Genomic DNA, 23,102 nt, shown 5'->3' on the forward strand with positions numbered 1-23,102 from the left:
AAGTATTGATATAACTTTGCATGAAGAATTGGATAGAACTCCTATCAGAATTTAAATCTAAACGTCAGCCTGTAGCTTTAGTTACTGTTACTAAATGTTCTGGCTCTGCACCTTGTGTAGTATCCTCGAGAATGATTGTAACTGAAGACAAAACTAGTTATGGTACTATTGGAGGTGGAAAGCTTGAATATAATGCCATTGATGAAGCAATAAATGCTCTTAAAGAAAATAAGATCATTGAATCCTCTTATACTTTAGGTCCTGATTTTGCCCAATGTTGTGGTGGAAAGGTCGAATTTATTATTGAACCCATGAATCAATCTCCAGAATTATTTTTATTTGGCGCTGGCCATATCGGAACCGAGATCGCGAAACTTTTAATAGACACACCTTTTAAAGTGACACTTATAGATTCTCGTGAGCATTGGTTAGCCGAAGTTAATTTAGATGAAAGTATCGTTAAATGTCAAGTCAAGGAAAATGATTTTAAAACTTTTAGGGATGCTGTAAATTGGGGGAAGAATTGTTATGTTTTAGTACTTACACATAACCATTTAATTGACTTTGATGTTGTGGCCATGGCTTTAGAAAATGAAACTAAATATTTAGGATTAATAGGCAGTAAAACGAAGAAGGCAAGATTTAATAAGATGCTCATTTCCGAAATGAATATTAAGGATGGTATGAAAAATGTAACTTGTCCAATAGGTTTACCAATAGGTGGTGACACGCCAAAAGAAATAGCAATTAGTGTTGTTGCCCAATTACTTCAAGTGCATTATCAAGCTATTGCCCAATAATGAAAAAGAACAAACTTGTAATTGATAGACTCACAGCGCTTTGGGCGTTAAATGAATCTGGTTTAGGTGGTTTTCTTCATGTCTTTAATACTCCTTTTACAGGCTTAATTGTTGGCGGAGTGGCGATTTTACTAATCAGTTTAATTGCTTTTTATGCCGAAAATAAATGGCAAGCAATTTTAAAAGCTTTAATTATTGTGCTTATTATAAAAATGGCGGTTAGCCCATATTCTCCATTTGGTGCTTATGTTGCGGTTAGTTTTCAAGCGCTATTTTCGGCTTTTTTATTTTCGAAATTTTCTTGGAGAGGATCTCTTATCGCAGTTATAGGTTTTGTAACGTTTCTAGAGTCAGCACTTCAGAAATTATTGATTCTTACGGTTGTTTACGGAACAGGATTTTGGGATGCTATTAATATATACGGTCTTTGGGTTCAGAAGAAATTAAATTTCATTTCAGAAACGACTACTACATCTTTTTTAATCACAATATATCTTATTGTCTATGGAGCTTGTGGCATATTAGCAGGTGTTTTTATTAAAAAAATAATTAGACTTATTGCAGATAAAAAAGATACAGATTTTTATCTCAATGATGCTGTTTATAAAACGGAAGAACAAAAAAAGAAAGTATCTTTTAGGGCAAAAATTATTTGGGTTTGGTTAATTACAGTTTCAATTATTGTCTTGGCATTTTCATTTTTTGATCATTTATTTGGTTGGCAAAAGGCCATTTATATCTTATTACGAAGCTTTTTAATTTTAATGTTATGGTATTTAGTTATAGGACCTTTATTATTAAAAATGATTCGAAAGTATTTGAATAAAAAAGAGTCACGGTATAAAGAAGATATCACTAATGCGATGGATTTATTTCCATATTTCAGGAAAATTTTAGCATTTACGTGGCAAGAAACAAAACATTTAAAAGGCTATAAACGTTTTAAATTCTTTATCGCGAATAGTGTTTTCAATTGCATTCATTTTAAAACCTCTTTAGAATGATATATATTCTCACAGGTAATATTAGAACAGGTAAAACAACTGCCTTATTAAACTGGGCTGAAAATCGTAATGATGTTGATGGTTTACTATGTCCTGATAACGAAAATGGGAAGCGGTATTTTTTAAAAGTGAAATCTCTAAAAAATATTCAACTTGAAGTTGAAAACGAATCTGAAGAAACTATTGCAATTGGGCGTTTTAATTTTTTGAAATCAGCTTTTGATGAAGCCAACAAGTTTCTTATAAATCTTAATTTTAAAAAAGAAAGTAGATATATCATTATTGATGAACTCGGTAAACTTGAATTGAAAAATGAAGGATTACATAAAGCCACGGATTACTTAATTTCAAAGCATAAAAATCATTCTAAACAAAGTTTAATTCTTGTCGTAAGATTATCTTTATTACAGGAAGTTCTTAAGCATTTCCAAATAACAAACTATAAATTATTGGAATTAAATCGATTTAAAATTTCCGGTCTGGATTAAAACCATCTAAGCATAAGGCAGTTTTTTTGTCAGAAATAACTTGTGAAACTAATAGTCCTGTTGCAGTTCCCATGCTCCATCCCATCATAGCATGTCCTGTAGCGATAGTTAAGTTTTTACATTTATGAGATTTACCTATATATGGCAAGCCATCAGGTGAGACAGGTCTTAAACCACATGCAGCATTGTCTTTTTCTAATTCAGTTATTTCAAAGCTAGGGTAGTAGTTGCGAGCTGCATTTGCAATAGCTTGGACTCTAGTCATATTAATGTTATGATTGATACCAGCAATTTCCATAGTGCCAGCTAATCTTGTAAATCCATTCATAGGTGTTATCGCAGTTTTAGCTTCAGATAATATGGCAGGTATTGTTATTTCAGTATTTTGTTTTGTGTTTATGCAGTAACCCTTTCCGGCTTGTATTAATAAATTTAAACCTAGTTTTTTGCTCAATAATGAACTCCATGAACCAGCGGCTAATACAATTTCATCAGCGATTAGAGTTTGCTTATTAGTTTTTAATTCAGTTATATTTAGATTACTTATTTCGAGGTCTTCAACTTTTTCATTGGTATAAAAAGTAACTCCATTGTTTTCTAAATACCCTTTCATTTCAGACATAAATTCCTGCGGAGTAGAATGGTGATCACATTTAAAATAGGTTCCGCCAATGGTGTTTATTTCTATATTAGGTTCTAATTGTTCTATTTCAGTAGGAGTGACTCCTTTGGCATCCAAACCTAAATCAACCGCTACATCAACCATTTTTAACTCCTCGTCTAACATTTTCTCAGTCTGACAAAGCATTAAAAGTCCTTTCTTTTCATAATGTGCAGAAAAGTTCTCTTTGGTTTTTATATCTTCATATAACTGCTGACTTAAAACAGAAATATCTCTTATTATCGGTGCAGCACGCTCTACATGGTTTGATGTACAAGATTTATTAAATGCCCAAGTCCATTTTAAAAAGTTAATATCTAATCTTGGTTTTATATATAAAGGGCTAGTCGTATCAAACATCCATTTTATGCCTTTTTTCATAACACCTGGTGCAGACAATGGAATGATATGACTAGGACATAAATAACCAGCATTAACATAAGAGGCGCCCGAATCTAAATTAGATTGATCAACAATAGTAACTTGATGACCTTCTTTTTGAAGATAATACGCAGAACATAAGCCTATAATTCCACCTCCGATTATGATAACGTTTTTACTCATAATTAAATGACTTGAAATCCATAAGCATAAGGATCATCTTCCGGATCAATGGTTATTGTATTTTGTCCATATATTTTCGCCCAGCCTTTAATACTTGGTACAATAGCTGGTCTATTTCCAATCGTAGTTTCTTTTTCAATACAACCAATAAATGTACTTCCGATATAACTCTCATGAATGTAATTATCATCAACTTTTAGCTTTCCTTTTGCATGTAATTGTGCTAATCTAGCTGATGTACCTGTTCCGCAAGGACTTCGATCTATAGCTTTATCTCCATAAAATACAGCATTTCTACCATCAGATTTTTTGTCAATTGGATGACCTGTCCATAGCATATGTGTAACATCTTTGATTGTGTTGTTTTCAATATGAATAAACTGATTAGGATACTTTGTATTAATACGATCTCTTACAACTTGGGATAATTGTATAATCTTATTAGCTGTGAAATTATGTATGCCAGAAAAATTTTGTTGCGGATCTACAATAGCATAAAAATTTCCTCCATAGGCGACATCAAATTTTATGTCACCAAGTTCGGGACATTCAATAGTAAGACCTTCAGCTGCTAAATAACTTTTCACATTTATTAGCTTTACCCAATCGACTTTATTGTTGGTTTTCTGGTATTCAATTTCAACTAAGCCAGCAGGAGCTTCCATTTTTATCTTTCCAGGTATTTTAGGAGTTATAAGACCTTCTTCTATTGCAATAGTAATAGTGCCAATAGTGCCATGTCCACACATTGGTAAACAACCAGAAGTTTCAATAAAAAGTATCGCAAAATCATTCTCTGGATTGTGGGGTGGATATAAAATACTACCACTCATCATATCATGACCACGAGGTTCAAACATTAAACCTTTGCGAATCCAATCATATTCTTTTAAAAAATGCTGACGTTTTTCACTCATTGTTTTACCAATGAGTTTTGGACCACCTTCCTTGATAACTCTTACTGGATTACCGCAAGTGTGTGCATCAATACAAACAAAAGTATGTGCAGCCATTTATAATTTATCTGAGGTTTGTTTCTTGTTTACTAATCTTGAAACACCTAGTGGATTTTCATTTTTCAATTCTATTGGAAGTAAATCATTAGGCCAATCTTGATAACTAAAAGGACGTACCCAACGTTTTATAGAGTGAATACCAACGGCCGTAAATCGGCTATCTGTAGATGAAGGATATGGTCCTCCGTGCACCATAGATGGACATACTTCAACTCCTGTTGGTACGCCGTTATAAATAATGCGACCAACACGATTTTGTAATGCTGAAATGACCTTGGAATAGTTTGAAGCTTCATTGTTATCTGCAATCAATGTTCCTGTTAACTGACCGTCAAGATTAGAAATTATGGCTTCTAATTGTCCTTTGTTTTCACATTGAACAACTATTGAATAAGGCCCAAATACTTCTTGATGTAGCGTTTGGTTTTCCATAAATGTTTTCCCTTCTACAGTTGCAATAGCTTGTCTGGCATAGTTGGTTTGCACTTCAGAATCGTAATCTGCAGTAACTGTAAGACTAGATTGAGAAATTGCTTTTTGTTTCTTGTTTTCGTAGGCTCCAATAATATTTGGATGGAGCATACAAGAAGGTTCTATGTTAATAATTTCATTCGATAAATTTTCAATAAAATTTGATAATCCTTCACTTTTCAATCCTAATAATAACCCTGGATTTGTACAAAATTGTCCTGTACCTAATGTTATGGAACCTGCATAAGTTTTTGCTAAACTTCCGCTTCTGTTTTTTAGAGCTTCCGGAAGAACTACAACAGGGTTTATACTACCCATTTCAGCAAAAACAGGAATTGGCTCTTCGCGTTGTGCAGCTAAATTATATAATGCTCGTCCACCTTTAATACTTCCTGTGAAACCGACTGCTTTTACACCAGAGTGTTTTACTAATTGTGTTCCGACGGCTATTCCGCTAGAATTTATATTTGAAAACACACCATTTGGCATATTTGTTTTTTCTGCTGCTTTTACAATTGCAGAAGCAACTAATTCGCCAGTTCCTGAATGCATAGGATGAGATTTTACAATAACCGGACAGCCAGAAGCTAATGCAGCAGCAGTATCTCCACCAGCAGTAGAGTATGCTAATGGAAAATTGCTAGCTCCAAATACCACAATAGGTCCTAATGGTACTAACATTTTTCTAATATCAGATCTAGGCATTGGTTCTCGATTAGGTAGGGCTGTATCGATAGTTGCCTCTACCCAAGATCCTTCTTCAATTAAATTCGCAAACATGCGGAGTTGTCCAACCGTTCTTCCACGTTCACCCTTTGCTCTACCTTCAGGCAACCCTGTTTCTGAGCAATAGGTCTTAATAAGTGCATCATCAAGAGCTAAAATTTCATCTGCGATGGTATTCAAAAATTCTGCTTTTTGTTTACCTGAAATTGTTCTATACACTTTAAATGCTTCAGAAGCTAATGCAACTGCTTCGTCAATTTCTTCAGAAGTAGCTTCTGTATAAGTAGAATCGTTTTCAATATTTAATTGCGGATTAAAGGTCTTGTAGGTTTTTGAGCCTTTAGCTGATAATTGATTTCCTATGTAATTCTTTCCTGTGATCATCCTTACTTATTTTTTAAATGTTTTTTTTAAGTTTACTGGTTTGTAAACTACTTTTTTTAAATATTTGAAAAGCTTAACCTATTAAGTCTAGAACTTCAAGTCTTTCTTTTGCCAGAATATATCTTGCACGGACATCATCAATTTGCTGTTGAGTTAATTTCTTACCAAAAGTACGAAGCCCTCCAGCAACATCATTATGATGAATTCCCATAGCAAGTTTAAGATATTCCATAAGCAGTGGCTGAGCATCAAGATAGGATAATGAATTTAAAGCCTGAGAAATTTTGTTTGCCTCAGCCCATTCTCCATTTAAAACATACTCCTGCATCGTAACACTAGCTTTTGGGAAGACACAACCTACACCTGTAATTCCACCACATGCTCCGGCTAATCCTGCATGTACAGTAACTGTATCGACACCTGCTAAAATTTTTAAATCTTTGTTTTCTAACATCAGCGTTTCTATAATTGAAACATCTATAGTCGATATTTTAAGAGCAGTTACATTAGGGAGAACAGAGAGTCTTTTAAGAAGGTTTGTTGAGAGCGCATGATAACCTGCTGCATCAGGATTGTTATAAGGCATAACTGTTAAGCCTGCATCTTTTGCAGTTGCTTCAGAAAGTGCATAGTACTCATACATTTCTTTTTCAGAAGGAACCTCCTTAGTTTTTGGTGGCATAACCATGACTGTATCAACTCCAACTGTTGCAAGTCCTTCAACAATTTCAGCAAGTTCTTCCTTAGTTTCTGCTGCTGCTCCGCTAATCAACGGGACATTATATTCTTTAGCAACCTCAGAAAGGGATTTAAGTAAAGAAAGACGCTGCTTGCTGTTCAGGTAGCTATTCTCACCCAGAGTTCCAGAACCGACAAGTCCGCTCATTCTGCTTCCGCCCTTTCCTTGGGCTTTTAAAATATCTGCTGCCTGTTTTTGTGTTATATCAAAGTCAATTTCAAGAGAGCCTGATTTTGATTCTTTCAACCATGTAAACACGGCTGGCATTACGCCATTCCATTGCATGCTCATAAGAATTTATTTTGTTAAATAACTTTTAGTGTAAAATTAATTGAGCTGTGAAAGAACAAATAATGTTTTTTTATTCTATAATGATATTATATTATCCATTTTCTATTTAATTAATATTATTTTTGAGTAGTATATAATTAATTTACTTTGAAAGTATTACCATTTGTTATTCCGAAGCCTGAAAGAGGAGGTTTGATTTATCAGGTTGACAAAGTAAATTTGTTTTATGATAAATTGCATCAGCACGAAGAAATTCAATTGAGTTTTATCGTTGAAGGCAACGGAACTTTAGTTGTTGGTGATGCCATAAATAATTATACTAAAGGTGAAGTTTTAGTCATTGGAAGTAATATTCCACATGTGTTTAAGAGTGATAAAAGTTCGCAAGAATCACATATGCTAACCTTGTTTTTTACAGAGCAATCTTTTGGTGAGTCGTTTTTTAATCTTGAAGAGTTAAAACAAATTCAATCTTTTTTTGAGCGTTCTAAATATGGGTTTAAGCCTCAGTCTTATATTGAAGAAATGAAGAAGCTTTTCCTTAAGCTTGGAAAAGCTTCAAAGCTAAATCGATTTGTAATTTTATTACAGTTATTGAATTATATGGTACGTTCAGACTATACAAGTTTATCGTCATTTGTATATGATAAAAAGTACAGTTTGGTTGAAGGTGATCGTATGCGAAATGTTTTTGAATTTACTTTAAATAAATATAGTGAGGAAATAACTTTAGATGAAGTTGCTCAAGTTGCTAATATGACCAAGAATGCCTTTTGTAAATACTTTAAAAAGCGAACTAATAAAACCTATATTCAATTTCTAAATGAGTTTAGAATTGAAAAGGCTATTAAATTATTATTAGAAAAAAGCGATTTCAGTATTGCTGAGGTTGCCTATATATCTGGGTTTAGGAATATTTCTAACTTTAATAGAGTGTTTAAAAATGTAAAAGATGGAACGCCTTCTCAATTTAAATAGATAAAAAAAACCCAAACATACAGTTTGGGTTTTTATGATTAATAGCGCATTAGTTTAGGCAACACATTTGGAAACTTGTTCAATTGAATTTACCTTAACTTTAAAGATAGGTTTCAAGAATCTTGCCAATTGATCAAACTCAATTAAAAAAGCATCATGTCCATGTATAGATTTTATTTCATGGATATAGATATTCTCTTTTACACCTTTTAACTCAACATAAGTATTCCAATTTTCTTCAGGTTTAAAAAATAAATCCGAATTTATAGTAATAATATGTATGCATGACGAAATTTTAGATGCTACTTCTATGAAATTAGAACGCTCTGCAGTGATATCTATAGTACGTAATATCTGATTCATTAATTTGTAGGCTGAAAGATTAAAACGGTTACTTAAGTTGTCACCATGATAATTTAGCCAAGATTCTATATTAAAAAGTAAATCATCTCTTTTTGTTCTTTTAAATTTTTGAGTTAACGATTCTGGCGTACGGTAAAGCGTCATAGCATGCATTCTTGCATCAGACAATGGTTCATTAGAATGGTTTAATATCGCATCTTGTATATGACAATTAGCAATAAGCCAATCTGTAGATTTCCAATCGGTTGCAATGGGTATTAAATGCTTAACTAAATCTGGTTTTAAAGCTGCTAATTCCCAGGCAATACCTCCTCCAACAGAACCACCAATTACCGCGAAAAGTTGTTTGATTTTTAAATTCTCTAATCCTAAAGAAAATAGTTTAGCAATATCTCTGGCTGTAAAATCTCTATAATTGTCAATTAAATTTTCAGATTTATTGTCATATCCATTTCCTGGAATATTGAAGGCTAAAATCGTATACTCATTAATGTTAATACATTTGTCTTCTCCGATTAAATCATTCCACCATCCATTCTCACCTATAACATTTGAGTTACCAGTAAGTGCGTGATTAACCAAAACAATCGGACCATCTCCAATAGAAACTCCAAAAGTTTGGTAGGACAATGAAATGTCAATTGTCCTACCATTTTGAGTTTTATAATCTGAAATTGTGATATATTTTATTGCACTCATTATAATAATTTATAAAACGTTGTACTCCTTCTCAACAGCTATAGAAATAGGTGTTTTATTTTGTAGATTATCTTTAACAGGGCAACGATCTTCCACAATTTCTAACCATTTTGCTAAGATTTCTATACTAGCATCAGTTTCTGGTATTAAGTTTAACTTAATAGCGTTGAAACCTGCACGTTCATCTTTAGATGCTCCTAAAAAACGGTTTGGATTTAAATCGCCAGTAACATCAATTTTTAGAGACTTTATCTTAAAGCCTAATTCTTTTGCTACTATATGTCCGACAACATTAATACACCCTGCAAAACCTGCTAAAATGTATTCTACAGGGTTTGGATATGCATCGGTGCCTCCTAAAGCTTCAGGTTCATCAACAGTTAAGGTAAACTGTCTTGTTTGTCCTACGAATTTTGTTTCGGAAACATTTTCTCCCGAAATACTAAATTGTAAATTACTCATGATTCTTTTTTTAAAATATTAAATAATTACAATCTAATTATGAAGTGTTTGCTTTTGTTTCACTACAGCAAAGGCTTCTTTTAAATCGGCTTTTAAATCTTCAATATTTTCTATTCCGACAGAAAGACGAATAAGATCTTTAGTAACACCTGTAGTCTCTTGCGCATCATCACTTAATTGTTGATGCGTTGTACTTGCAGGATGAATAATTAGTGATTTTGTATCTCCAATATTAGCCAATAGAGAAAAAACTTTCGTTGTATCAGCAATAGTCTTTGCGGCATCAAAACCACCATCTGCACCAAAAGTTACGATACCACTTTGTCCTTTTGGTAAGTATTTCTTAGCGAGATCGTTGTATTTGCTCGTTTCTAAACCTGGATAGTTTACCCATTTTACTTCTGGTTGTGCTTGTAACCATTGCGCCAATTCAAGTGCATTTTCACTATGCTTTTGAATACGTAATTCTAAAGTTTCTAAACCTTGAATAATTTGAAAACCATTAAATGGACTTAAAGCTCCTCCATAATCTCGCAAACCTTCAATTCTAATTTTTGCAATGAATGCAGCTGGTCCAATAGCTTCGCTGTAAACCAATCCGTGGTAGCCAGCAGATGGTTCTGTAAATTCTGGAAACTTTCCGTTGGTCCAATCAAAAGTACCAGCATCAATAATAATTCCTCCCAAAGAAGTCCCATTTCCATTGATATACTTTGTTAAAGAATGGATCACAATATTAGCGCCATGCTCAATAGGGTTTAATAAATATGGTGTTGCTACTGTATTATCTACTATTAAAGGCACTTTGTGTGCTTTAGCTGCTACCGAAATAGCTTCGATATCTAGCACATCTAATTTAGGATTACCCAAGGATTCAATGAAAATTGCTCTGGTATTCTCCTGAGTAGCTTTTGCGAAATTTTCTGGATTAGAAGCATCTACAAATGTTGTTGTAATACCATGTCTTGGCAACGTAACACTCAATAAATTATAGGTTCCTCCATACAAACTACTAGAAGCAACGATATGATCTCCTGCTCTTAAAAGTGTTAGTAAGGTTGTAGAAATAGCTGCTGTTCCAGAAGCTGTGGCTACTGCCGCAATACCTCCTTCTAAAGCTGCTAAACGTTGTTCTAAAATGTCGTTGGTAGGATTATTTAAACGTGTGTAAATAAAACCTGGAACAGATAGATTAAATCGCCCTGCTGCGTCGTCTGAATCATCGAAAACATAGGCTGTAGATTGATAAATAGGAACAGCTCTTGTTCCTCCTGTTTGACTAACGTCATGTCCTGCGTGCAACGCTTTTGTTGCAAATTTTTGTGTACTCATTTTTCTAGTTTTTTGAGTTAAAATAAATTAATTCAAAAGCCAAATAAGCTTCTTTTAGAAGCATACTTAATAGAAAAATGTTATAAAGAAAATGCTAATTACAGATGGGTAATTAGTCTTGAGTTATCTATCTAAAATTGCGAAAAATGACTCGCGCTTTCAAGTAGAATTTAGCACCTTCTTAGTAAATCTAAGGGTTGCTAAGGCTTCATCGGGTCTATCCCTCCACCTTTCTTGATAACATTTCAGTAAGTTATTGAACTTTATGAATACAAATATTGCAATACAAAAACTTAATTTCCAAATTTATTTTCAGTTTTTATGCTTTTTTTATGAATTCACTAAAATCAATGCGCATATTTTGTTAAGTATTTAGTCTTAATTATCTCTCCTACTGGTTTATTTTCAATTTTACTTTCTAACCATGAAATAATATCTAAGTATAAAAATGCTCTACGCTCAAATGGATGGTCTTCAAAAGTTTTCAGAGTTTTAAGTAAATCTTTAAAAGCATTTTTTAGATCATGTGGATAAATATCTTGGAGCCCTCTAATAAACTTTATCATTTCTTTTTGTACTTCATGCAAATCATTCATTTTTATTAAGAATTTATAGGTGCTTCTCAATAATGTTTCTAAATGATAATCTAAACCTGCTTCATAATGCGCAACAAGATTCAATACTCTCGAGAAGCAGAGTAGATCTTCGCGCATAGAAAGCGATTTGTTTGATATGATTTTGTCGAGGTACTTAATACATTCTTTATTATTTCCTACTCCAAAATGCATACTTGCAAATTTGTAATAGAAAATTAATTTATGATGAGGGTCAATTCTGTCTTTATAATCTAAAAGTTCCTTTTCAATTTGTGGAATTAACTCTAAACCTTCTTCAAAACTACCATCAATAAAGTGTTGATTTATGCTATGGAAATTTGTGTAGAGGAAAATTAAAGTAGAAACATTTTCATCTTTGTTAAACTTGGTGTTATTGACTGTAGTTGTAAAATGATCTAATTTTTTAACAAATTTCGGTTTGTTCCTAATAAAATATATAGATTCAAGTAGATAATTATTTCCTTTTAAATAAAACACTGGATTTAAGTTAATCATACTTGGATTTTGATGAAATAAATCAACCCATTTTGAAGCATATTTATAACAGTTTAAGAAATCTTGCATCAAAAAACTGTACCATAAATGCGCTTTATACAGCCATAGTTTTTCTCTGAAACCAACTTTTTTAAGATTGAGTTTAGGAAGTCTATCATTAAAATATTTGGTAACCATTTTACTCTCTTTTTCATTCTTTACATAACCAGTTTTAAGAATGATACTGTAGAGTTGAAGTGATAAATTAGAGAGTTTGCTAGCGATAACGTTTAGTGCACTTAAGTTTTTGGCTTGTACAGCGAGTTCATCCGCTCGTGTACTTATACTGCGTGTTATGTATTGTGCTTCTATAATTTTTTCTAACTCAATAATTTCAAAAGCAGAATTTTTTTCTTCGTTAGAAATTGCCAAATCTTTAGCTTTATCAAGGATTTTTAAACTTTGTTTATATAGGCCTTTGTGATACAAAATTGAAGCAAAGTCTAATTGTTCTCTAATCTGTAAACGTATATTTTGGTGAGAAGGATTTAGTTTTAAACTGATAAGGATTTGTTTATATAGATGTGCTTTTACATTTGCAAGCTGTGACTTTTTTACAATACCAGATTTTAAAATTGAACCTTCATTATAACTTTTGGCCTTATCTAAAAGATTAAAAAGTTTTAAAAATTTAGAATCAGAATTCACACCTAATCTCCCAACATAAAGTTTGAATTGTCGTTTTTCAGACTTTGTCAATGACTTTACAAGTGAAAATAAATTATCTTTTTGGCCTTTAGTTGTCAAAAGAAAATGGTTTTATGTTGTTGATTATAAGATAATTAAGTTATAAAATTACATTTGAACGTCGTAAACATAAATAAATATTAGAGATTTAGAAAAATTCAAAAATTTAACTTCGTTAAGCAATACTAATCTATATTTTGATAAATGTCAAATAACAATATTCAAATCTTCGATACAACACTTCGCGATGGTGAACAGGTTCCGGGTTGTAAGTTAAACACAGAACAAAAAGTTATCATTGCTGAAAAATTAGATGAGTTGGGTGTAGATGTCATTGAAGCAGGTTTTCCAGTATCAAGTCCTGGAGATTTTAAATCAGTTGAAGCAATTTCAAAAATTGTAAAAAATGCAACTGTTTGTGGTTTAACACGTTCTGTAGAAAATGATATTAAAGTGGCTGCTGAAGCTTTAAAGTATGCTGTAAAACCAAGAATACATACAGGTATTGGAACTTCAGAATCTCATATTGTTCATAAATTTAAAACAACGCAAGAAGATATTTTGGAGCGTGCTTATGCAGCAGTAAAATACGCGAAGTCTTTTGTTGAAGATGTTGAATTTTATGCTGAGGATGCTGGTAGAACAGATAATGAGTATTTGGCAAGAGTTTGTGAGGCAGCCATAAAAGCTGGTGCAACAGTTTTAAATATTCCTGACACAACTGGATATTGTTTACCAAGTGAGTATGGTGCAAAAATTAAGTACCTCCAAGAGAATGTAAAAGGTATCGAAAAAGCGATTTTATCATGTCATTGTCATAATGATTTAGGTTTAGCAACAGCCAATTCTATTGAAGGAGTGATTAACGGGGCACGACAAATTGAATGTACAATCAACGGTATCGGTGAACGCGCAGGAAATACAGCTTTAGAGGAAGTAGTGATGGTATTGAAACAACATCCTTACCTCAATTTAGATACAAATATAAATACATCGATGCTCTACGGAATGAGTCAATTGGTGAGTGATAGCATGGGTATTTATACCCAGCCAAATAAAGCAATTGTTGGTGCAAATGCATTTGCTCACAGCTCTGGGATTCATCAAGATGGTGTGATAAAAAATCGTGAAACTTACGAAATCATAGACCCTAAAGATGTTGGTGTTACCGAATCTGCAATTGTATTAACTGCGAGAAGTGGTAGGGCAGCATTAGCATATAGAGCCAAAAATGTTGGTTACGAATTAACGAAGTTACAATTAGACGATGTATATGCTAACTTTTTGAGTTTTGCAGACAGAAAAAAAGAAATCAATGATAATGATATTCATCAAATCATTGAGACAAGTAAAGTATACGAACAAATCATTTCAGCATAGATGTCAAAGAAAACGTTATTCGACAAAGTCTGGGATTCACATGTGGTCAGTAGTATAGATAACGGTCCGCAGATATTGTATATAGATAAACATTTAATACACGAGGTTACAAGTCCGCAAGCTTTCAATGAATTGGAAGATCGCGGAATTCCTGTTTTTAGACCTAATCAAATTGTAGCTACAGCAGATCATAATACTCCTACGTTAAATCAGGATCAGCCAATTAAAGATGATTTGTCTAGAAATCAACTAGAACAGTTGTCAGAAAATTGTAAAAAAAACAATATTACACTATATGAGTTAGGACATAAGTATAATGGTATAGTGCATGTAATGGCTCCAGAGTTGGGCGTGACACAACCAGGCTTGACCATGGTCTGCGGTGATAGTCACACTTCAACGCATGGTGCCTTCGGAGCCATTGCATTTGGCATAGGTACAAGTCAAGTCGCCCAAGTTTTTGCGAGTCAGTGTTTGTTATTAACTAAACCCAAAAGTCTCAGAGTTACTGTTAATGGGAAATTAAAAAATGGTGTCTTACCAAAAGATGTCATTCTTTATATTATTTCAAAATTAGGAACTAATTCTGGTACAGGATATTTCTGTGAATATGCAGGAAGTGTATTTGAAGAGATGAGTATGGAAGGTCGTATGACGGTTTGTAACATGAGTATTGAAATGGGAGCTCGTGGTGGTATGATTGCACCAGATGAAACAACCTTTGAATATGTGAAAGGAAGAAAATTTGCACCTCAGGGTGAAGCTTTTGATAAGAAAGTTGCGTATTGGAAAACGTTACCAACTGACGAAGGTGCTGAGTTTGATCAAGAATACAGCTTTAACGCAGAGGATATAGAGCCAATGATTACCTATGGAACTAATCCTGGAATGGGAATTAAGATTTCTGATACAATTCCCGTAGATGAGAATCCTTCATTTAAAAAGTCATTAGCTTATATGAATTTTGAAGCTGGTGAGAGCCTAATTAATAAACCAATTAATTTTGTATTCATCGGGAGTTGCACCAATTCTAGGATTGAAGATTTTAGAGTCGCAGCAAAGTTTATCAAAGGAAAGAAAAAAGCTGATAACGTTACAGCATGGTTAGTGCCAGGCAGTAAGCAAGTAGAAGCTCAAATAATTGAAGAGGGTCTGAAAACAGTTTTTGATGAAGCTGGTTTTGAATTACGTCAGCCAGGTTGTTCTGCGTGTTTAGCGATGAATGACGATAAGATTCCTCAAGGAGAATATTGTGTGTCAACTTCAAATAGAAATTTTGAAGGGCGACAAGGGCAAGGTTCGAGGACTATATTAGCAAGTCCATTAGTGGCTGCAGCCACAGCCGTTGAAGGTAAAATTATAGATATTTCAAAACATTTAAATTAATGGAAAAGTTTACAACATTGCAATCTAGAGCCATTCCGTTAAATATTGAGAATGTAGATACAGACCAAATTATACCAGCACGTTTTTTAAAAGCTACAGATCGTAAAGGTTTCGGTGATAATGTATTTAGAGATTGGAGATATCATAAAGATGGTTCAGTTAATTCTGATTTTGTACTTAATGATTCTAAATATTCTGGTAAAATATTGGTAGCAGGAGATAATTTTGGATGCGGATCGAGTAGAGAACATGCAGCTTGGGCAATTACAGATTTTGGTTTTAAAGTGGTTGTTTCGAGTTTTTTTGCAGATATATTTAAAGGTAATGCACTGAATAATGGTTTATTACCTGTGCAAGTTTCAGCAACATTTTTGAGTGACTTACTTCAACAAATTGAGTCCAATCCACAAACAGAATTAGAGGTTAATCTCGAGAACCAAACGATCTCGGTAAAGGATTCAGATTTATCTGAGGGTTTTGAAATAGATGCTTATAAAAAAACGTGCATGACTAATGGTTATGATGATATCGATTATCTAGTCAATAATAAAGAACAAATTGAGGCTTTTGAAGCTAAAAAAATATACTAATAAATTTTAGATGAAGTTAAATATTGCCGTATTACCAGGTGATGGTATAGGTCCAGAAGTTACTGCTCAAGCAATTAAAACGTTGAAAGCGATTGCTTCAGAATTCAATCATAATTTTAAATTTACAAATGCAGATGTAGGTGCCATAGCTATAGATAAGCACAACGATCCTTTACCAGAGAAAACTTTAGATTTATGTAAATCTACTGATGCTATTTTATTTGGTGCTATTGGGCATCCGAAGTATGATAATGATCCATCAGCAAAAATACGTCCAGAACAAGGACTTCTAAAGTTGAGAAAGGAGTTAGGTTTATTTGCGAATATTAGACCGGTAAAAGCTTATGAAACATTATTAGATAAATCTCCTTTAAAAAAACATATAATTGAAGGAACTGATATAAGTATTTACAGAGAATTGACTGGAGGGATCTATTTTGGTGAAAAATTTTTGAGTGAAGATGGCAATGTGGCTTCAGATCTTTGTTTGTATTCACGTGAAGAAATTGAGCGTATAGCTCATTTAGCATTTCAGAGAGCTCAAACCAGAAAAAATAAAGTGACTTTGGTGGATAAAGCTAACGTTTTGGAAAGCTCAAGACTTTGGAGAAAAGTTGTTACTGAAATTTCTGAGCGATATAAAGATGTTGAATTAGATTTCTTATTTGTCGATAATGCAGCCATGCAAATGATATTAAATCCAAAACAATTCGACGTCATTTTAACTGAAAATTTATTTGGTGATGTAATAAGTGATGAAGCTAGTGTTATAGGTGGTTCCATCGGATTATTAGCGTCTGCTTCCGTTGGGAAGAAATATGCTATGTTTGAGCCAATTCACGGATCGTTTCCTCAGGCAACAGGAAAAGGAATTGCTAATCCAATTGCATCTATTTTATCTGCCGCAATGTTGTTAGAACATTTTGATTTACATGCTGAGGCTGAATTAATAAAGCAAGCGGTTGAGAAATCATTAAAACTTAACATTTCAACACCAGATATTAATTCAAAATATGATAATATTACAACAAGTAAAGTTGGGGAATTTATTGAAGATTTCATAAGTAATCCTAACGATACTAATATGAATTTTACAAACATCCATTTAGGACAATCCACAATTATATAATGCCAACACAGCCAAAACTTACAAGATTCAATCAAAACGTCATGTCAAAGTATCAGATATACAACAGTATATTTATGACTTTGCCATTTGATACTACAAGAAAAACTGGTGCATTATTACCATTGTTTCATGAGACTTGTCAAAAAGGATTTGCTAATAAGGACAATCCAACAACTATTGTTGAGACATTCTTTAAAAAATACCAAGCAAGACGTTCGCCTCAGAGCCAGATAAATTTATTGTTCAGGTTTATTCAATATATAGAGCGTCAGGTTGTTTTGTTTGATGCCATCGAGGATGCTGCTTTCCCTGTAGTTAACAATATGGATGGTATTGGTACGTTAAGAAGTTTAAAAGAAGCTGCAACTGCTGATAATAAAATGGAAACTCTTCAGAAATACCTTGAAGAATTTAAAGTGCGTATTGTGTTAACAGCTCACCCAACACAGTTTTATCCAGGTTCGGTTCTTGGAATAATTACAGATTTAACTGAAGCTATTCGTGAGAATGATTTATTAAAGATTAATGATTTACTAGCGCAGTTAGGAAAAACACCATTTTTTAAACATAAAAAACCGTCGCCCTATGATGAGGCCGTGAGTTTAATCTGGTATTTAGAAAATGTGTTTTATAAATCTTTCGGAACCATATATGATTATATTCAGCAAAATATATTCGATGGTAAACATGTAGAAAATGATATTATAAATATTGGATTTTGGCCGGGAGGAGATAGAGATGGAAATCCCTTTGTTACTCCAGAAATAACATTAAATGTTGCTGACCGTTTACGTGCAACAGTCGTGAAAAATTATTATAGAGATGCACGTCGATTAAGAAGAAAATTAACTTTTGAAGGTGTTGAAGAGCGTATCGTTGTTTTAGAAACAGAACTCTGGAAAATTATTACTAATAAGAATTCTAACTTAACAGCAGAAAGTTTTGCTTCAGAATTAGAATTAATAAAAAGTGTTATTGTAAACGAGCATCAATCGCTTTATGTCAACGAAGTAAATAGTCTTTTGAACAAAATTCATTTGTTTGGTTTTCACTTTGCCAACTTAGATATTAGGCAAGACAGTCGCAAGCACGCACAATTTTTTAATGATATGGTAAATGCTTTGATTGAAAGTGGTAGTGGTATCTTTCCAAAAAGTTACCACAAGCTAACAGAAAAAGAGCAAATCCAAATTTTATCTAAAGTTGAAGGCGAGGTTGATTTAGCTTTAATAAAAGATGAAGAAACGCTAAAGGCACTAAAAACAATGAAGGTTATTAAAACCATTCAAAGCACAAATGGTGAGAAAGCTGCAAATCGTTATATTATAAGTAATAATCAAACAACATTGCATGTAATGCAGTTATTTGCAATGCTAAAGTTGGTTGCCTTTCAAGATAAATTGACTGTAGATATAGGTCCGCTTTTTGAAACAATTACAGACTTAGAAAATGCGCCTAGAGTGATGGAAGATTTATATACAAATCCAGAGTATGCTGCGCACCTTAAATCTAGAGGTAACAAACAAACAATAATGCTTGGTTTTAGTGATGGTACCAAAGATGGTGGTTATTTAATGGCAAACTGGGCAATTTATAAAGCAAAAGAGAATTTAACAAGAGTGTCTCGAGAATACGGCATCAAAGTCATTTTCTTTGATGGTCGTGGTGGACCTCCTGCCCGTGGTGGTGGAAAAACACATAATTTCTATGCGTCTCTTGGGCCTACTATTGAAGACAAAGAAGTGCAGTTGACTATTCAAGGGCAAACCATTAGTTCTAATTTTGGGACATTAGATTCGTCTCAATATAATCTCGAACAATTAATAAGTTCTGGTATTCGAAATAGTTTTAGCGACTCTGATTTGAGTATGCTTCCAGAAAACAGAAAAGTAATGACAGATTTGTCTCAACGCAGTTATAAAGCCTATTCAGATTTTAAAGCACATCCAAAATTTATTTCGTATTTAGAGCATATGAGTACATTAAAGTACTATGCTAAGACCAATATAGGAAGTAGACCATCTAAACGTGGTAAAGCTAAAGGTTTGGTATTCGAAGATTTAAGAGCAATACCTTTTGTAGGCTCATGGAGTCAATTGAAGCAAAACGTACCTGGCTTTTTTGGTGTTGGGACAGCTTTAAAACATTACGAGGATGCTGGTGAGTTTGAAAAAGTTCAAACCTTATTTAAAACATCAGACTTCTTTAAAACTCTTATTGAAAATAGTATGATGTCCTTATCTAAGTCATTCTTTGATTTAACAAGATATATGGCAGAAGATGAAGAGTATGGGGAATTTTGGACAATAATTCATGATGAATACGAGACATCAAAACGTTTAATTCTAAAGTTAACAGGTTACAAAGAATTAATGCAAGAAGAACCTGCTGGTAAAGCATCAATTGCAGTGAGAGAGTCTATTGTATTGCCCTTGTTAACGATTCAGCAGTATGCTTTAAAGAAGATTCAAGAGCTCGAAAAAGCTGGTGTAAAACCAGATAATGAGCAAATGAAAGTTTTTGCTAGTATGGTAACGCGATCTTTATTCGGTAATATTAATGCTAGTCGTAATTCAGCTTAAGTATTTCAAATCTGTATTTGTAATAATGACCTGTAAGTTTGAAAAACCTGCTGGTTTTTTACTTCTTTACTTTTTAGGTTGTTTTTATTATTAGAGGGCAATATTTTATAAAATAAAAACCCTCTAAGCGCATTAAGCTTAAAGGGTCTTTTCTAACAACTAAAAAATCTAATAAACAATCAATTTTAAACTTTGTGTTATGGTTAAAATTCATTTTAGCATGGGAATCTTTAATTTTTTATAATCTTATCTTAGTGTTCTTGGTCCTTTTTCCTTAGTTCTTATTTTATATATTTCATTAATTGAAGAGATGAAAATTCTTCCATCCCCATTTTCGCCAGTAACTGCTGAATCTAATATTGCTTTAATGGTTACGTCTTCAAAATCGTCATTTACTAGTATTGATAAATAACACTTTTTTATAGTATCCTGTTTGTCATTTACAATTAATGATGCACTTTCATTTTCAGTGTTTACTGAATTTACATCCCAATAAGAGAAAAAATTAACACCAACATTATTTAATGCGGTCTTAACTTCAGAAAATTTAGATTCTCTTATTATTGCTTCTATTTTTTTCATTAATTGATTTAGATATTGTAAGCAATGAAATCATAGTTCTTGAAAATGGATTTCAAGAACTATGATATTTTTTTCTTTTTCTTCAAATTTTAACCTCTATCTCTTTTTCCAGGGTAAGCAATTTCGCCATGCTCTGAAAGGTCAAGACCTAATGTTTCTTCTTCTTCTGTTACACGAAGACCCATTGTAGATTTTAATATTTTGAATACTATGAAGGATAAAGCAACTGCCCAAACCGCATATGCTAAACTCCCTAAAGCCTGAACACCTAGTTGTTCTGCACCTCCACCATTAAATAGTCCAATACCAGTGTCACCATCTACGCCCCAGAGACCTATAACAACAGTTCCCCAAACTCCTGCAACACCATGCACAGATACCGCACCAATAGCATCATCAATTTTAAGTTTTTTCTCAATAAACTCAATTGAGAATACTACGATTATACCACCTATTAGACCTGCTACTACAGCACCTACAGCTGTCATATTACCACAGCCTGCAGTAATACTTACTAAACCTGCTAAAGCACCGTTTAAGGTTTGAGGTAAATTAGGTTTACCATACCAAATCCAAGTTGTTACTAAGGCACCTAATCCACCAGCTGCTGCTGCTAAATTTGTAATTAATACAACATTTGAAGCGCCAATTGCATCTGCTCCTCCCCAAGCTAATTGAGAACCGCCATTAAATCCAAACCATCCTAACCAAAGGATAAAAACACCTAAAGTTGCTAAGATTTGATTATGACCTGGGATTGGCAATACTTTGCCATCTACAAATTTTCCTATTCTTGGTCCTACCATAATTGCGGCAACTAATGCAGCCCATCCACCAACAGAATGTACAATTGAAGATCCTGCAAAATCAATAAATCCGAGTTCGGTTAACCAACCTGAACCTTGCCATTGCCATCCACCTGCAATAGGATATATCAAAGCGGTCATTACAATAGAGAAAATTGCATATGTTGAATATTTAGTTCTTCCTGCTATTGCACCAGAAACTATAGTTGCTGCTGTAGCGGCAAACATTGTTTGGAAAAATAAATCTGCACCTTCACCTTGCATTAATCCACTCCAGAAGAACCATCCATTTGACGTGTCACCGTACATTAACGAGTATCCTACTAACCAATAAGTTAGTGAACCGACACATATGTCTAAAAGATTCTTCATTGCTATATTGGCGGCATTTTTGGAGCGTGTCATACCTGTTTCTACTAATGTAAAACCAGCTTGCATAAAGAATACAAGAATACCGGAAAGTAGCATCCAAAGCATTCCCATATCACCATTGATAGCGGCAACAGCGGCTTCTATTTCGGTAGGATCTGTCGCATCTTGTATTACGACTAGACTTGGGATAAGTGTTGATAAAATAGATAACATATTTTTTTATTTTAGTTAGTGTTTTTAATTAAAACGAATATATAGCAGCTAATGTAAATGCACTTAAGCTACTCGCTGCTGCACCATCATTATCTATTACTAAACCGTAAATTCCTCCGTCTGCATCAGTCAATGAATCTAGTCTAAACTCTGGCTTTATAATTAAGTTACTTTCAACCGTGTAGCTTCCTGTTAATGTTAATCCTAATACACTTTCGTCGTTATTAGCATCACCATGTAGTGCAAAGTACTCACCTCTTAAGCCAATACTGAAATCATCAGATGTTGCTAATTGAGGGTAAAGTGCAGCACCATAAAAACCACTTCCATCATTATCATTATAAGCAGCGTTTATTCCTAAGAAAAAATCATCTGAAAGGTCAAAACCACCAGTGTAATCAATTTCAAATCCTAAACCTCCGTTATTTCCACTGTCATAGTATAAATTTAAAAACTGACCAGAATAGCCTAGTTGGGCACCAAAAGAATATTCACCCGTTGTAGATGTATTATTAGTGTCCCATGGATTCATTACAGCAAGCATTAAGCTAAAATCATCAGATAAAGCAAAATCTGCTTTTAAACCAACATGTGAGAAAGGTCCGCTAGAAAATAAATAAGAAGTACTATAGTTAAAGTTTGCAGCTGGCGCAATTACTTCATATCCTAAAAACGTATTAAAACGTCCAAAGGTTAACGTAGTAGTTTCTGAAACATTCCAGTAAGCATAAGCTTGGTTTACAATTCCATCCACAATATCGTTGCTAAAAGTGGCACCTGCCCCTCTTGGCCCTACAACTAAATCTAAAACAGCACCTATTTTACCTTTCTCATAGCTTGCTATTATATTACCCATGCCTAAAGCAAATCCTGTTTGATCTGCAAAAGCAGTACCGAAAGATGCACCTGCATCATCTGGTGCAGATATGTAAGTTTGATAATAAGCATCAACGCTTCCACTTAAAGTAAATGATGATTTTGCTTCTTCCTCTTCTTGGGCAAATGTCATGATTGTTGTAATACCCATTAAAAGTGTAAATAATTTCTTCATAATTTTATTCATGTTTAAAAAGTTAGTTGGGTCAAATCTATTTTTTTTAGACACTTACCCCAAAAAAATAGGGGTTAAAATAAAATTTTTACCAATATAACATTTTATACCCTATAATTTTTAGGGTAAGTGTATTTTTTGTTGATTTTTTATGAAATTGATAATTTGTTAATTACAGTATTAGCATTAATTAAA

At 33.3% G+C, this 23,102-nt stretch carries 20 protein-coding genes and 1 riboswitch; of the genes, 9 read left to right on the top strand and 11 right to left on the bottom strand.

Going from position 1 to position 23,102, the window contains the following annotated elements; all coding sequences use genetic code 11:
* Positions 1–20 precede the first annotated feature (20 nt).
* From xdhC to ACFWU4_RS04740, 3 genes are read left to right on the top strand one after another with little or no spacing between them, the layout of a single operon-like run.
* Positions 21–800 (top strand): xanthine dehydrogenase accessory protein XdhC, encoded by a 780-nt coding sequence (xdhC, locus tag ACFWU4_RS04730; RefSeq protein WP_411125379.1) that lies wholly within the window; start codon positions 21–23, stop codon positions 798–800.
* Positions 800–1,804 (top strand): hypothetical protein, encoded by a 1,005-nt coding sequence (locus ACFWU4_RS04735; protein WP_411125381.1) that lies wholly within the window; start codon positions 800–802, stop codon positions 1,802–1,804. The genes xdhC and ACFWU4_RS04735 overlap by 1 nt, the downstream gene beginning before the upstream one ends.
* Complete coding sequence (locus tag ACFWU4_RS04740) at positions 1,801–2,292, top strand: nucleoside-triphosphatase (protein WP_411125383.1); 492 nt, start codon at positions 1,801–1,803, stop codon at positions 2,290–2,292. Before ACFWU4_RS04735 ends, ACFWU4_RS04740 begins: the two co-directional genes overlap by 4 nt.
* Here ACFWU4_RS04740 and ACFWU4_RS04745 read toward each other — a convergent pair.
* The 4 genes from ACFWU4_RS04745 to ACFWU4_RS04760 form a co-directional block, all read right to left on the bottom strand.
* The gene (locus ACFWU4_RS04745; protein WP_411125385.1) at positions 2,270–3,517 is read right to left on the bottom strand and encodes an NAD(P)/FAD-dependent oxidoreductase; all 1,248 of its coding nucleotides are present in this window, start codon (positions 3,515–3,517) and stop codon (positions 2,270–2,272) included. The genes ACFWU4_RS04740 and ACFWU4_RS04745 overlap by 23 nt on opposite strands.
* Positions 3,518–3,519: 2 nt before the next feature.
* Positions 3,520–4,530 carry a 4-hydroxyproline epimerase gene (locus ACFWU4_RS04750; protein ID WP_411125387.1) on the bottom strand — a complete coding sequence of 337 codons (1,011 nt, stop codon included), beginning with the start codon at positions 4,528–4,530 and terminating at the stop codon, positions 3,520–3,522.
* Positions 4,531–6,114: an aldehyde dehydrogenase (NADP(+)) gene (locus ACFWU4_RS04755; RefSeq protein ID WP_411125389.1), complete on the bottom strand. Its 1,584-nt coding sequence runs from the start codon at positions 6,112–6,114 to the stop codon at positions 4,531–4,533.
* A 73-nt stretch (positions 6,115–6,187) separates the two neighbouring features.
* On the bottom strand, positions 6,188–7,144 hold the full coding sequence (locus ACFWU4_RS04760; RefSeq protein WP_411125391.1) for a dihydrodipicolinate synthase family protein: 957 nt from the start codon (positions 7,142–7,144) through the stop codon (positions 6,188–6,190).
* 147 nt (positions 7,145–7,291) lie between these two features.
* Here ACFWU4_RS04760 and ACFWU4_RS04765 point away from each other — a divergent pair, with 147 nt between their 5' ends.
* Positions 7,292–8,122: an AraC family transcriptional regulator gene (locus ACFWU4_RS04765; protein WP_411125393.1), complete on the top strand. Its 831-nt coding sequence runs from the start codon at positions 7,292–7,294 to the stop codon at positions 8,120–8,122.
* A 54-nt stretch (positions 8,123–8,176) separates the two neighbouring features.
* On the opposite strand, the gene ACFWU4_RS04770 is transcribed toward ACFWU4_RS04765, so the two are convergent.
* From ACFWU4_RS04770 to ACFWU4_RS04785, 4 genes are all read right to left on the bottom strand, one after another.
* Positions 8,177–9,184, bottom strand: a complete 1,008-nt coding sequence (locus ACFWU4_RS04770) for an alpha/beta fold hydrolase (protein WP_411125395.1) — start codon at positions 9,182–9,184, stop codon at positions 8,177–8,179.
* 9 nt (positions 9,185–9,193) lie between these two features.
* The gene (locus tag ACFWU4_RS04775; RefSeq protein ID WP_411125397.1) at positions 9,194–9,646 is read right to left on the bottom strand and encodes an OsmC family protein; all 453 of its coding nucleotides are present in this window, start codon (positions 9,644–9,646) and stop codon (positions 9,194–9,196) included.
* A gap of 33 nt (positions 9,647–9,679) precedes the next feature.
* Entirely contained in the window at positions 9,680–10,978 is a 1,299-nt protein-coding gene (locus tag ACFWU4_RS04780; protein ID WP_411125399.1) for an O-acetylhomoserine aminocarboxypropyltransferase/cysteine synthase family protein, read from the bottom strand.
* 120 nt (positions 10,979–11,098) lie between these two features.
* A riboswitch (SAM riboswitch) is annotated at positions 11,099–11,222 on the bottom strand.
* A 103-nt stretch (positions 11,223–11,325) separates the two neighbouring features.
* Entirely contained in the window at positions 11,326–12,876 is a 1,551-nt protein-coding gene (locus ACFWU4_RS04785) for a hypothetical protein (RefSeq protein WP_411125401.1), read from the bottom strand.
* Between the two features lie 144 nt (positions 12,877–13,020).
* Here ACFWU4_RS04785 and ACFWU4_RS04790 point away from each other — a divergent pair, with 144 nt between their 5' ends.
* Genes ACFWU4_RS04790 through ACFWU4_RS04810 form a run of 5 tightly spaced genes read left to right on the top strand, consistent with a single transcriptional unit; the run spans position 13,021 to position 19,883 of the window.
* Entirely contained in the window at positions 13,021–14,196 is a 1,176-nt protein-coding gene (locus ACFWU4_RS04790; RefSeq protein ID WP_411125403.1) for a 2-isopropylmalate synthase, read from the top strand.
* Complete coding sequence (leuC, locus tag ACFWU4_RS04795) at positions 14,197–15,582, top strand: 3-isopropylmalate dehydratase large subunit (RefSeq protein WP_411125405.1); 1,386 nt, start codon at positions 14,197–14,199, stop codon at positions 15,580–15,582.
* Positions 15,582–16,172 (top strand): 3-isopropylmalate dehydratase small subunit, encoded by a 591-nt coding sequence (gene leuD / locus ACFWU4_RS04800; protein WP_411125407.1) that lies wholly within the window; start codon positions 15,582–15,584, stop codon positions 16,170–16,172. The genes leuC and leuD overlap by 1 nt, the downstream gene beginning before the upstream one ends.
* Positions 16,173–16,182: 10 nt before the next feature.
* Positions 16,183–17,301, top strand: coding sequence for a 3-isopropylmalate dehydrogenase (leuB, locus tag ACFWU4_RS04805; RefSeq protein WP_411125409.1), 1,119 nt, complete (start codon positions 16,183–16,185; stop codon positions 17,299–17,301).
* On the top strand, positions 17,301–19,883 hold the full coding sequence (locus ACFWU4_RS04810) for a phosphoenolpyruvate carboxylase (RefSeq protein WP_411125410.1): 2,583 nt from the start codon (positions 17,301–17,303) through the stop codon (positions 19,881–19,883). Before leuB ends, ACFWU4_RS04810 begins: the two co-directional genes overlap by 1 nt.
* Before the next feature lie 246 nt (positions 19,884–20,129).
* Here ACFWU4_RS04810 and ACFWU4_RS04815 read toward each other — a convergent pair whose 3' ends face one another.
* From ACFWU4_RS04815 to ACFWU4_RS04825, 3 genes are all read right to left on the bottom strand, one after another.
* Positions 20,130–20,465: a P-II family nitrogen regulator gene (locus ACFWU4_RS04815; protein WP_411125412.1), complete on the bottom strand. Its 336-nt coding sequence runs from the start codon at positions 20,463–20,465 to the stop codon at positions 20,130–20,132.
* A gap of 89 nt (positions 20,466–20,554) precedes the next feature.
* Positions 20,555–21,856, bottom strand: coding sequence for an ammonium transporter (locus tag ACFWU4_RS04820; protein ID WP_411125414.1), 1,302 nt, complete (start codon positions 21,854–21,856; stop codon positions 20,555–20,557).
* A 28-nt stretch (positions 21,857–21,884) separates the two neighbouring features.
* Positions 21,885–22,907, bottom strand: a complete 1,023-nt coding sequence (locus ACFWU4_RS04825) for an outer membrane beta-barrel protein (RefSeq protein WP_411125416.1) — start codon at positions 22,905–22,907, stop codon at positions 21,885–21,887.
* Positions 22,908–23,102: the final 195 nt, after the last annotated feature.

Origin of the sequence: Winogradskyella sp. PE311, from assembly GCF_046545555.1 — a bacterium.
Taxonomy (GTDB): Bacteria; Bacteroidota; Bacteroidia; order Flavobacteriales; family Flavobacteriaceae; genus Winogradskyella.

Coding starts and splice junctions, on each gene's coding strand:
- xdhC (WP_411125379.1), top strand. CDS start 21: ATGAAGAATTGGATAGAACTCCTATCAGAATTTAAATCTAAACGTCAG.
- ACFWU4_RS04735 (WP_411125381.1), top strand. CDS start 800: ATGAAAAAGAACAAACTTGTAATTGATAGACTCACAGCGCTTTGGGCG.
- ACFWU4_RS04740 (WP_411125383.1), top strand. CDS start 1,801: ATGATATATATTCTCACAGGTAATATTAGAACAGGTAAAACAACTGCC.
- ACFWU4_RS04745 (WP_411125385.1), bottom strand. CDS start 3,517: ATGAGTAAAAACGTTATCATAATCGGAGGTGGAATTATAGGCTTATGT.
- ACFWU4_RS04750 (WP_411125387.1), bottom strand. CDS start 4,530: ATGGCTGCACATACTTTTGTTTGTATTGATGCACACACTTGCGGTAAT.
- ACFWU4_RS04755 (WP_411125389.1), bottom strand. CDS start 6,114: ATGATCACAGGAAAGAATTACATAGGAAATCAATTATCAGCTAAAGGC.
- ACFWU4_RS04760 (WP_411125391.1), bottom strand. CDS start 7,144: ATGAGCATGCAATGGAATGGCGTAATGCCAGCCGTGTTTACATGGTTG.
- ACFWU4_RS04770 (WP_411125395.1), bottom strand. CDS start 9,184: ATGAGTGCAATAAAATATATCACAATTTCAGATTATAAAACTCAAAAT.
- ACFWU4_RS04775 (WP_411125397.1), bottom strand. CDS start 9,646: ATGAGTAATTTACAATTTAGTATTTCGGGAGAAAATGTTTCCGAAACA.
- ACFWU4_RS04780 (WP_411125399.1), bottom strand. CDS start 10,978: ATGAGTACACAAAAATTTGCAACAAAAGCGTTGCACGCAGGACATGAC.
- ACFWU4_RS04790 (WP_411125403.1), top strand. CDS start 13,021: ATGTCAAATAACAATATTCAAATCTTCGATACAACACTTCGCGATGGT.
- leuC (WP_411125405.1), top strand. CDS start 14,197: ATGTCAAAGAAAACGTTATTCGACAAAGTCTGGGATTCACATGTGGTC.
- leuD (WP_411125407.1), top strand. CDS start 15,582: ATGGAAAAGTTTACAACATTGCAATCTAGAGCCATTCCGTTAAATATT.
- leuB (WP_411125409.1), top strand. CDS start 16,183: ATGAAGTTAAATATTGCCGTATTACCAGGTGATGGTATAGGTCCAGAA.
- ACFWU4_RS04810 (WP_411125410.1), top strand. CDS start 17,301: ATGCCAACACAGCCAAAACTTACAAGATTCAATCAAAACGTCATGTCA.
- ACFWU4_RS04815 (WP_411125412.1), bottom strand. CDS start 20,465: ATGAAAAAAATAGAAGCAATAATAAGAGAATCTAAATTTTCTGAAGTT.
- ACFWU4_RS04820 (WP_411125414.1), bottom strand. CDS start 21,856: ATGTTATCTATTTTATCAACACTTATCCCAAGTCTAGTCGTAATACAA.
- ACFWU4_RS04825 (WP_411125416.1), bottom strand. CDS start 22,907: ATGAAGAAATTATTTACACTTTTAATGGGTATTACAACAATCATGACA.